9 protein-coding genes are annotated in these 11,011 nt (G+C 35.6%); 4 read left to right on the forward strand and 5 right to left on the reverse strand.

Annotated features, from left to right (window positions below; all coding sequences use genetic code 11):
• Positions 1-819: 819 nt before the first annotated feature.
• The 3 genes from F6K40_RS20430 (at position 820) to F6K40_RS20440 (ending at position 3,067) form a co-directional block, all read left to right on the forward strand.
• A complete protein-coding gene (locus F6K40_RS20430) occupies positions 820-1,590 on the forward strand; it encodes an ATP-binding cassette domain-containing protein (protein WP_293138944.1) in 771 nt (256 codons plus the stop codon).
• 460 nt (positions 1,591-2,050) lie between these two features.
• On the forward strand, positions 2,051-2,593 hold the full coding sequence (locus F6K40_RS20435; protein WP_293138945.1) for a substrate-binding domain-containing protein: 543 nt from the start codon (positions 2,051-2,053) through the stop codon (positions 2,591-2,593).
• Between the two features lie 3 nt (positions 2,594-2,596).
• The gene (locus F6K40_RS20440; RefSeq protein ID WP_293138946.1) at positions 2,597-3,067 is read left to right on the forward strand and encodes a substrate-binding domain-containing protein; all 471 of its coding nucleotides are present in this window, start codon (positions 2,597-2,599) and stop codon (positions 3,065-3,067) included.
• A gap of 993 nt (positions 3,068-4,060) precedes the next feature.
• On the opposite strand, the gene F6K40_RS20445 is transcribed toward F6K40_RS20440, so the two are convergent.
• The 5 genes from F6K40_RS20445 to F6K40_RS20465 all read right to left on the reverse strand — a co-directional run bounded on the left by F6K40_RS20445 (position 4,061) and on the right by F6K40_RS20465 (position 10,787).
• The gene (locus F6K40_RS20445) at positions 4,061-4,441 is read right to left on the reverse strand and encodes a hypothetical protein (RefSeq protein ID WP_293138947.1); all 381 of its coding nucleotides are present in this window, start codon (positions 4,439-4,441) and stop codon (positions 4,061-4,063) included.
• A gap of 1,013 nt (positions 4,442-5,454) precedes the next feature.
• The gene (locus F6K40_RS20450; RefSeq protein ID WP_293138948.1) at positions 5,455-7,995 is read right to left on the reverse strand and encodes a LamG domain-containing protein; all 2,541 of its coding nucleotides are present in this window, start codon (positions 7,993-7,995) and stop codon (positions 5,455-5,457) included.
• A 640-nt stretch (positions 7,996-8,635) separates the two neighbouring features.
• Positions 8,636-8,806: a hypothetical protein gene (locus F6K40_RS20455; protein WP_293138949.1), complete on the reverse strand. Its 171-nt coding sequence runs from the start codon at positions 8,804-8,806 to the stop codon at positions 8,636-8,638.
• A 431-nt stretch (positions 8,807-9,237) separates the two neighbouring features.
• Positions 9,238-10,026, reverse strand: a complete 789-nt coding sequence (gene egtC, locus F6K40_RS20460; RefSeq protein WP_293138950.1) for an ergothioneine biosynthesis protein EgtC — start codon at positions 10,024-10,026, stop codon at positions 9,238-9,240.
• 581 nt (positions 10,027-10,607) lie between these two features.
• On the reverse strand, positions 10,608-10,787 hold the full coding sequence (locus F6K40_RS20465; RefSeq protein ID WP_293138951.1) for a hypothetical protein: 180 nt from the start codon (positions 10,785-10,787) through the stop codon (positions 10,608-10,610).
• A 16-nt stretch (positions 10,788-10,803) separates the two neighbouring features.
• Between F6K40_RS20465 and F6K40_RS20470 the strand changes: the two genes are divergently transcribed.
• Positions 10,804-11,011: hypothetical protein (locus tag F6K40_RS20470; protein ID WP_293138952.1), on the forward strand; the 208-nt coding region annotated here is incomplete at its 3' end.

Here is an 11,011-nt window from a genome sequence, read left to right on the forward strand (position 1 = left end):
CCCAGAAATAATTTAATTTTTACTGAAACAATTAAACAATTAAACAATTAAACAATTAAATAATTCAGGTTTAAAGCTTCCCCAATAAAGGGGAAAAAAGCAGTTGAGGGATGGCGAGGAAACCTCGCCATATCCAATCAACCAAGAGAAATAAATTTTTTCCTTTTAGTCAATCCTCTCCCTAAAAGGGAGAGGTAATTATCCATTATCCATTATTGAACCTCTACATCGGCAGCACATTTACTAACTTTTTTGTAATCATTTTACTATAACTATCTATGCATGAATTTGGTAGAACTCCTGACTCCTGAATCCTCGCTCCTAATTAACACTAAAATCTTACAACTCACATAAGATTTTTATGGGTGCATCTCAATGCAAGAAGAAAGCCAAAAATTTATTGATGCATAGGGAACACTTAACTGAGAATAGGGAATATAGCAATCCTCCGCATATTCGTGGTAAAAATTCTGCTTTATTTTTGGTATGGGAGGAATAGGCAATGGGCAATGAGTAAGAGTTTTGGAGTTTATTTCTAGTCTATGTGAATTGTTACGACCTATTTAGGATTGCTATAGGAAAAAAGTATTTTGGCAAATATGAGATGCACCCATTTTTATAGCATTTTTTTTTCACACTTTGTATTAGATAAAATCAAAAATTTTAGGTAAAAAGCAAAGATATCTTAATCCTTAATTTCCTTAGTTTCTACTCTTAAAAGTTTGACAGAATGTCTTTTGACAAGATTACTAGCCTCATTTAAGATAATTGCTCATTCAGTAAGAACAACAAAAATTATTTTTTTTACTAGCAGTAAATATGCTAATTTTAGAAGACATTTATCACAAATACAAAAACAACACTGTACTTAATGATATTAATACTCATGTAAAACCAGGACAAATATTGTGTTTAACAGGACCTTCTGGGTGTGTGAAAACTACGCTTTTACGAATAATAGCAGGGTTGATTAAAGTAACTTCAGGTAAGGTTAAAAATATGTTTTTCCAGACAAGTTATGTTTTTCAAGAACCAAGACTACTGCCTTGGTTTACTACTTTAGAAAATATTGCTTTTGGCTTAAAAGCAAAAAGAATAGGAAAAAAACAACGACAAAAAATAGCGATCGCTCTTGCCAGACAACTTGGTATTGATAAAGCAGCCAATCAATATCCACATCAATTAAGTGGGGGAATGCAGCAGCGAGTTGCTTTAGGAAGAGCATTAGCAGTAGAACCAAATTTACTTTTGTTGGATGAACCTTTTAGTGCTTTAGATATTGGTAGAAGACGTGACTTGCAGGGGTTATTGTTAAAGTTATTGAGCGATCGAAATATGGCAGCTATTTTAGTTTCCCATGATTTAGCGGAGGCAGTTTTAGTGGCAGATAAATTGATTGTTTTGTCACCTTCTCCTAGTCAAATTGTCTATGAATGGCAATCAGATAGACCTCAAATCAAAAGAAACGAAGCTTATATTTATAAAATACTTTCTCAACTTTTGATGATTCCAGAAATAGCTACTTGTTTTCGGTTGTCAACACAAAAGTTAGAAAAGAGGGAGTCGGGAGTCGGGAGTAGGAGGAAATAATTGATAATTTCTGTAGGATAATTGATTTTATTTTTTAGAGACTGAATGTATCAGGAAATATAAAAAGGAGATAGGGAAAAGGGAACACTTAACTCTTAACTGGGAATAGGCAATAGGGAATAGGTCCGAAGAAATCAAGACAAGTATTGAAGAGTTAAAATAAAGGCAATATATATACCTTTCCACTATATCTACCAAATTTCAATCTCTTGAAGTACTACCGCTTTTAGATTTTAGTGACTCAACAACTCTCTTAAGACTTCATAATACAAACAGTTTCTTATTGTTGGAGATGTCTAAGAGTTAGAAGTTAGAATATATTTTTATGATTCTTGTTTTTAAACCATGAAATTTCTTTGATAAACCCGATTTCTGTGTAACTCCTATTAATTTTTATTCAAAGATAAATGGAAAAATTTATCGTCAAAAATCATGTTCAATCAAAACTATTATTAACATAATGATAGATGGAAACGGCCGTCAATTTTTACAATTAATATTAGCCACAACTGGTTTAACATTTACTACTCATTTCCCCAGAGCTAAAGCAGCAAAAATTATTGCTCAATCAGAAATAAAATTGCCAAGTTTAGCACTGGGTGGTTCTCCAATTATAATTACAATTCTGCTGGCTTATTTAGCAGAACAAAGTCAAATTAAAAACTTAGTAGAAACAGTCGATTTTCGTTTATGGAAAACTCACGATCAACTCCGAGCAGATGCTGTTTCAGGAAAACTACAAGTATCAGCAACTCCCACATCTCTTGCAGCAAATTTATATCAAAAACAAGTTCCCATCAAATTACTTAATGTCTTAGTTTGGGGAGTTTTAAATATTTGGTCTGCTCAGAATATCCGTAGTTTTGATGATTTGAGAAATAAAACATTACTAATAGCTTTCCGAGGCGGTTTGCCTTCCCAATTATTCTTTTATTTAGCTAAAGAAAATGGATTAAACCCAGAGAAAGATTTAAAAATTCAATACACTACAGACTTTGCTTAAGCAGTGCAATTATTATTAGCAAGTCGTGGTGATGCCGCACTTTTAGCCGAACGTGCTGGTACCGGAGCTGAACTTCGTGCTAAACAACAGGGATTAGATATAAAATTGGCGATTAATTTACAACAAGAATGGGGAAAAGTAACAGGTAGAGCAGCTCGTTTTCCCCAGGCAGGAACTTTAGGTTTAACTTCTATAATTAATCAATATCCGGATGTAATTGAAACTGTACAAAATGGGTTATTTGAAGCTATAAATTGGGCACAAAAAAATCCTGATAATGCTACTGCATTGGGAGCCAAATATCTAAGTTTAAAAGCACCTGTAATTAAAAAATCTCTGGGATATACGTCACTAGAAATGGTAAGTGCTAAAGATGCAAAAGAAGATTTAGAGTTTTGGTATTCTCGTTTATTGGAGCAAAACCCTAAACTTTTTGGCGGTAATTTGCCTGATTCAGCATTTTATTATGGATAGATAAAGCTGATCAAATTGACATACTCCCGACGTTGCCCTTCTATTCCCCCCTTTCAAAGGGGGGTTAGGGGGGATGGACAACGGGGGATTCTGAGCGTCTGGGAAACCCTGACCGCGGAGCATGACAGAGGTGATGTCCTCCCCCTGTGTTGACATTGATAATAACAAAATGCTCCTAGCTTGTGTCTTGGGCATATGAACGTTTAGCTTATGAAGGTATCCAAATCCTGGCCCAGGCTTTCATCCCGACGCTCCCCCTCCCCCCTATGCACGGGGGGTTAGGGGGGATGGAGAGCGCGGGACTTCCCGCCAGGGAAGTTAAATATCTTGACAAAATACATAGCACATCAGGAAATAAATTTCCTGGCTAATCAATAAAGTCTATTTTAATCGGCTGAAAATTAACCATACAGTTTTTTATAGGGGTTTGGTTTACAAAATATTCCTGTCTTCCCTACTCCCGAAAAAAGCTGCTCAGATTAAATATCTTGACAAAATATGAAGTTTGCTTGGTTTAATAGTAGGAAGTCCGCCTAAAGTAACTGATAATGATAATGCTTGGCATTAAAAAAATCTTTTCCCTTTCAACCTTTCTTTTCCTTCTGCCTTCCTTACTCAATCGTGTAAGTATTCAACCGAACATGATCAGGACTTAGGCAAAATATTTAATTATACACCAGATGTAGGGGCGTTTTATGTCCGCGACAGCCGAAACGGCCGTTAGCTTCGTACAACTTTCCTACGGAATGCTCCGCAAACATTAACGCCCCTACTAGGTATAGTGGTTATGCGTAAGTCCTGATGATATAACGTATTGTCTAAGAATTTGCGTAAGTCCTGTTAAATTTAAGGCTAGTCATTGTTTGACAGGGGTTTGGTCAGCAAACCCGTACTATATTCGATTTTAGCGATACTACCGAATTTGATATTATTTTCTGGTCATTAAAAACTACCTTAAAAAATCTATCCAATACAGTTTCAGGTTACAGCTATTTAACGATAGAAGTTGTTTATTCTATTTACCATGTTATTCCTGATAAATAAAACTGCCACATCCCAATAGCGATCGTCTGCATCTTTAATATCGCACTTGATTTTCCACTCTCCATCATCGACAACAGGCATGATTGTTAATGCTGTTGCTTTATGTTTCTGCTGTGCTCCGCAATTAAATCCGGCAATGACTGCAGTCCATTCTGATCCTAGATATCCGGTTTTAATTGTGGGATTACCTTTTACCTGATAAATTTGATATTCCATGGGTTTTTGAGTTGTCACAGTTGGAGCAACTGGACCTGTAGAGGTAGTATTGCTAGCAACATAAATATCATGTAAATCGTTAAGTATTACACCTTCAGTCTTTTTCTTTGCCAAGGATTATTGTTAAGTTTTCTGTTTGCTAGTCCAATATTAGGAGCAATTTCTAATTTTGGAATATTTATAGCGGTTTTCACTAATGTTGATTACAAAACTTCTGCATCTCAGATATGCGTCTTACATTCTGGAGGGGCTGTGTGCGGAATTATTTCCGCACAGTAGGCCTCCCGTAGGAGACCTCAGAATTAGGCACTTTGCCCTCAGCATAAGTGCCTTTCAGCCAAAATCTCTGTATTCTATGTTAATGAAAAGTGCTATAATCCTATCTATGTTCAAGGATAACGTAGTGCTAGAATAACTGCCGTTTATAATAGACCTCTCCGAAAAAGAGGGAGTAGGGAGTAGGGAGTAGAGATTAGGGGGAAAGAATTAATGATTTTTGGGCGATAATTGATTTGATTTTTAATGATCGGAGATATCTAAGATCATGTTCGGTTAAATACTTACACGATTGAGTAAGGAAGGCAGAAGGCAGAGGGCATAAGGCAGAAGGCAGAGGGCATAAGGCAGAAGGAAAAGAAAGGTTCAAAGGAAAAAGATTTTTTTATAAGTGATTATCCGAACATGATATAATATTCAGGACTTACCCACGGACACTAAATCAAGTGAGGGCGAATGCCATTCACCCCTACATATCGCGTTTTCAAGGTTAATTTGCGTAATATCACGTTCGGTTGAATACTTACACTTAGTAGAAAGGAAGGCAGAAGCTTTTCTTCTAATTGAAACTCAATTTTTAACACAAACAATGCTACCGGACATGATATAATTTATCTTTCAGAACAGGCTAAAATCGCTTTGCTACTGTTAAATCTTCTTCAATATAGTAGCGGTGATTTGACCTATACGGGTTTGGCTTTTAACTTACTACAATTATCCCAACGCTGTACTTGTTTTGACGCTAACTCCTAATCTTTCTGCATTCTTTGTGATTGTTTCATATCCTAGACATTTTGTACATATTTGTCTAGGATAGTCTATATTTTTGCGCTTTAGCAAACACCAACTATTTAACGGTAGAAATTGTTTAACCTATTTACTATTTTATTCGTGATAAACAAAACTGCTACATCCCAATAGCGATCGTCTGCATCTTTAATATCGCACTTGATTTTCCATTCTCCATCATCTACAACAGGCATGATCGTTAATGCTGTTGCTTTGTGTTTCTGCTGTGCTCCGCAATTAAATCCAGCAATGACTGCAGTCCATTCTGACGCTGGATATCCGGTTTTAATTGTCGGATTACCTTTTACTTGATAAATTTGATATTCCATAGGTTTTTGGGTAGTTTCAGTAGGTGGAGTTGTTGGTTCTTCTACCACAGCAGGAGTTGTTGGTTCTTCTACCACAGCAGGAGGTGTTGGTTCCTCTACCACAGCAGGAGGTGTTGGTTCCTCTACCACAGTTGGTGTTTGATCTACCTTAATACATTCCTTAATTTCTTCTGGCGATAACACTCGGTCATAAATTCGTAGATGAGCAACTTTACCATCATAAAATCCATAACCAGTTCCAAACTTCACCTGAGCGATTGAACTTATTGGTTCATTCTTAGCTGTAGCATTTTGCCACAGAACACCATCCTGATAGATTTGCATCTCACCTGTGGATACATTTTTCGTAAATACCCAGTTGTGCCATTTATCCTTAAAATCAACCGCCTCACCTATTTTTTTCACTCGCTCTGGTGAACCATCTTTTCGTCCACAGTCAAAATTAATCATACTATCTGACCAAGGTAACTCAATATTAACAATAACCTTATTACTTTGGTCTCGTCCAGACATGATCGAACAACCTTTGGGTAGAGATTTGCCACCATTTGCCCACAAACTAATTGTTATTTCACCAGTCTGAGGAATAGTTTCTGTTGGTAGTTCGATATAATCATCTACTCCATCAAAGTTGATACAACTGCCAAAGCGCGAGTCAGGTACAACTGTTGCACCATGAACTTTGCCATTAAGTTTTTTACCTGAAGCATCAACAATTTCTTTTTCTGATTCAGCATTTTCGACAATTTTATTCAGTGGTAGATGCAGTTGTAAACTTTGATCTACAGGTGGTCGTGGTGTTTGATCTACCTTAATACATTCGTTAATCTCTTCAGGAGACAACACTCGGTCATAAATTCGTAGATGAGCAACTTTACCATCATAGAATCCAATACTTGGATACCCTACTCCACAACCTAACCTCACCCGAGTAACTGAACTTAGTTGTGTGTTTTTACCAGTGTCACTTTGGCATAAAGTGCCATTCTGATAGATTTTCATCTCGCCTGTAGTCACATTCTTAGTAAATACCCAGTAAGTCCATTTATCTTTAAAATCAACAGCTTGAGCTACTTGTTGTATTCTGTCAAAAGAACTTGTTTGATTTCCACAATCAAAGTATACGGTACTGTCTGACCAAGGTAAATGAATGTTAACTACCCTGTTACTACCCTTATCTTCTGCCAAGATAATAGAAGCATACTTGGGTAGAGACTTGCCACCATTTGTCCAAAAACTAATTGTTATTTCACCAGTCTGAGGAATAGTTGTTGTTGGTAGTTCAATATAATCATCCACTCCATCAAAGTTGATACAACTGCCAAAGCGAGAGTCCGCTACAACTGTTGCCCCATTAACTTTGCCATTGAGTTTTTTACCTGAAACATCAACAACTTCTTTTTCTGATTCAGCATTTTCGACTATTTCATTCAGTGGCAGATTCAGTTGTAAACCATTATTTATATCTATAGGTTTAGTTTCAGGAACTTCATCAACTGGACTTGTAGAGGTAGTATTGCTAGCAACATAAATATCATGTAAATCGTTAGGTGTTACACCCTGAATTTTTTTCTGTTTGAAACTAAGAGTAATAGATACATAACGTTGATTACTTGGTAACTCAAACAAACCTAAAGCTGTATCTGTACCAAAAGAAGTACCAGGGTTTGGTGGAGTTGGGGATAACTCTTGTTTCCCTTGAGAGTTTTTACCAGAAATAGTTTGAGTAGCAGCATCTAGGAATACCCGAGTATTATTGCCTTTACCAAGAGTTCCACTATTGAATAATTTCCAATCACCTAAGTTAAGTTCACTACCATCTAGGGTTTTTCCTGTGACTTTTATCGTTGTATATCCAGCTTTGCTACCGTTGAAGAATCTTGATATAGCTAAATAGGTGTCACCAGACGTTGCACCATCAGTTGCTTTAGAACCTGCTGCAGAAGCTTTGTATTTACTAAAATCTAGGGTGATAGAATAGTTATTTTCATTTCCTAAAGTTCTGATGAGAGGCATAGTCGCAGTGATGGCTTTTGCCTTGCCCGTTAAGCTAAATTTATTCTCTATTTCCCCAGAGAGGAAGCGATTTGGCGTAACGGGAGTATCACCATCTGGCTTTCCTCTCCAGGCGCGGTCATCATAGTCTATCCGATTATAAGTAATACCTATTGTACCACCTAAACCATCAGGGACTTCTACTGTTTGTCCAAATCCCGGGTAATTATAACCAGTAGTATTCCAGAATGTAATATTTTTAGTAGCGACTTCAGACACTAATTATTCTCCTTTTTTTCTTGGTTAATCAGCAATTTACTAGGGATACTAATCATCCTTTGATTGTCTAAAAAAATATACAATCCAGATGATTTTAGAGTTTTTTCCACACAATAAATCTTAGGTTTATGGATGCACTAATTCAATATTTCTTAATACTGAATCCTACCACTTATTCAATTATTAATATGATTAAATTTTATGAAGGATTATTGTTAAGTTTTCTTTGATTGATAAGCGATCGCTTATTCTCTCTCTAATATACATCTTGAGAAAAGAGGGAGTAGGGAGTAGGGAGTAGGGGGAAATAATTGATAATTTATGGATAAGAATTGATTCTATTTTGAATTTTTGGAGAGGTCTAATATGGCAATCTCCAAGGAGGATAAGGTACGCGCATTCCTTGGTTTTAGGGAGCACTTAACTGGGAATAGGTATGGAGGCAATAGAATACAAACAAATATAGGTGTACCTCACAATTGCTGAAAAACGCTATAGCAAATCCAAAAAAGATAGTTATAATTATTTCCGTTATCAGTTGTCAAAAAGGGAATAGGGATTAGGGAAAAACTTGACTGTAGGTTACTAAACTGTTGCCTTCCCTAATTATTAAAAAAAAAGTTAATGTAGTAATATTTTTTCAAACTTTTATAATTTTAAACCAACAAATAACTAAGTATAAGTAGTAGACTGACACAGCTATAACTGTGCAATAGATTTTTGTTTCTAGGTATCTTTTCCTCCCCACCCTCCCCACCCTCCCCACCCTCCCCACACTTCCCACACTTCCCACACTTCCCACCCTTCCCACCCTCCCCGTCTAACGCACTATTTAAGGTGTGTCAGTCCAGTAGGTAGGTGTTAAAAATTGTTGTTCTGATAAGGCAGAAGGGAAGAGGTTTTTGAGATTTTTACTTTTCGTTACATACTTTGATTTTTTCGTACCTATCTACTTAATAACTTACTTGAGCCTGAGAAAATTATAATTTTTTTGAATTTATACCATTTTTATATGAAGCTGCACAGAATTATGAATTCATTAACTTCCCTGTTTTTATGTCATGTCAACTCTGATTAAAATTTTATTCTATGCAACTTCTGATGAATTTAGTATTAGAATTGAGTTATTGACTATATGTACAAAAAATAGTAAGTAATATCTTAGTGCTATGGTCTTAAAGAGTTTTAATCAATAGGCATCAAAATTACCAATTTTTATCTACTAAAAAAATATTTTAATTTTCACATTTGATAGATTTCAAGATTGAGATTTTTGCTAACTTTAATGATGCTTTGTTCTGGAAGTTTTTGCCAATTATCTGCAAACAAAGGCTCAGAAGCTACAATTACAGAATTAGGAAACTTAGGAGAATTTTTTAACCAATAAAGACTCGGTGGAATTGCACCTTTAGCAAATCTAGAGGCAACTAATTGCTCTCCGTCTGTAATAATTGTATTAGCCAAAAATCTGACTTTATGTAGCCGAGCAATTTCCGTCAAAAGCATTAATATATTCTGTAAAGCTTCTTGAAAATCGGAGTTAATTATTTCGATAATTTCATTAATTAGTAATGCGAAAATATGTTCTGAGTCCGTATTACCTTTAATCAATAAATATGGCATTTCTTCCAGGTAATCTCGTATGAGTTTATAAAGAGTAAATCGGAATTTATCAATATATCCATTGTGAATAAATAGTATATTTTTGTAATTAAATGGCTGACAGTTACTAATATCAATTGCTTGACCAGGAGTTGCACTTCTGACATGACCTAGAATACAGTTTGACTCTATATAACGACCAAGATTCTTGAGATTTATATCATTCCATATTGGCTGAATATTTTTATAACTAAAAGGTGCAGTCTGTTTTTGAGTATGATACCAACCTAGCCCAAAACCGTCAGCATTTATTAGTGCTTCTTGCATTTCTTGGGGTTTATAACCTTGAACTATTAATGAATGTGCTGGTTTAGTAAGAATAGACTCTAATAAAATTGGCTCACCAAGGTAACCTAGTAATCTACACATATAATTTTTGGATTTTCTGTTTCAGTCTACATATTATTCACAAGTAATAAGTGTTAAGTAATAAGTAATAAGTAATACCTCTGCCTGTTTGCGCAGCATTTCGCAGTCAAGTCAGAGGATTCAAAAAAATTATCATTTTTTTTGTGCATCTCAATGCAAGAAGAAAGCCAAAAAATTATTGCTTTTAGGGAACACTTAACTGGGAACAAGGAAGAGAGAATAAGGAATAGGAAAAAAGTATTTTGGCAAATATGAAATGCACCTAATTTTTTGAATTTTTATTCATAAATGAAGAGGCTTTAAACCAACATCAACGGGCTTGATTTTACTTATTACTTATTACTTATTACTTATTACTCATTACTCCTTACTCCTTACTCATTACTCCTTACTCCTTACTCCTTACTCATTACTCCTTACTCATTACTTATTACTTAAGCCATTCGGGCTTCTGGTAATTGGATAATTATAATATTTTGATGAGGAAGACAATCAATAATAATTCCCCACCAAGCTTTAAAAGATAGGGTATATAAAAGCGATAAAATTGAGTAATTACTATCAACTTTAAGGCAGCATAATTATTTTCTAACAAACAGCGATCGCAACCAATTAGCGGACTTGAGATTGGATTTCAATATCTTATCCTGACCTTTTTTCTTTAAACCAAATTCTTGTGGTTGTTTAATAGCAGAAGTAGCCCTTTTAGATATTGATTTGGCAGATTTATTCAGCGCTTTAAATAAATCTTTTTCTTTCATAGGTCTTGTGTATGCTTTGAACAAATCTTTTTCTAAACTCATTGCTTTTGCCTTTACTGAAACTCAACAATATTTATTTTACAAGGAAATAGTGTCGGAGGTGTGGGAAGTGTCGGAGGTGTGGGAAGTGTGGGAAGTGTGGGAGGAGGGGGAGGTGTGGGAAGAGGGGGAGGTGTGGGAAGAGGGGGAGGTGTGGGAAGAGGGGGAGGGGTGGGAAGAGGGGA

Source organism: Okeania sp. SIO3I5, from assembly GCF_010672085.1.
Taxonomy (GTDB): domain Bacteria; phylum Cyanobacteriota; class Cyanobacteriia; order Cyanobacteriales; family Microcoleaceae; genus Trichodesmium.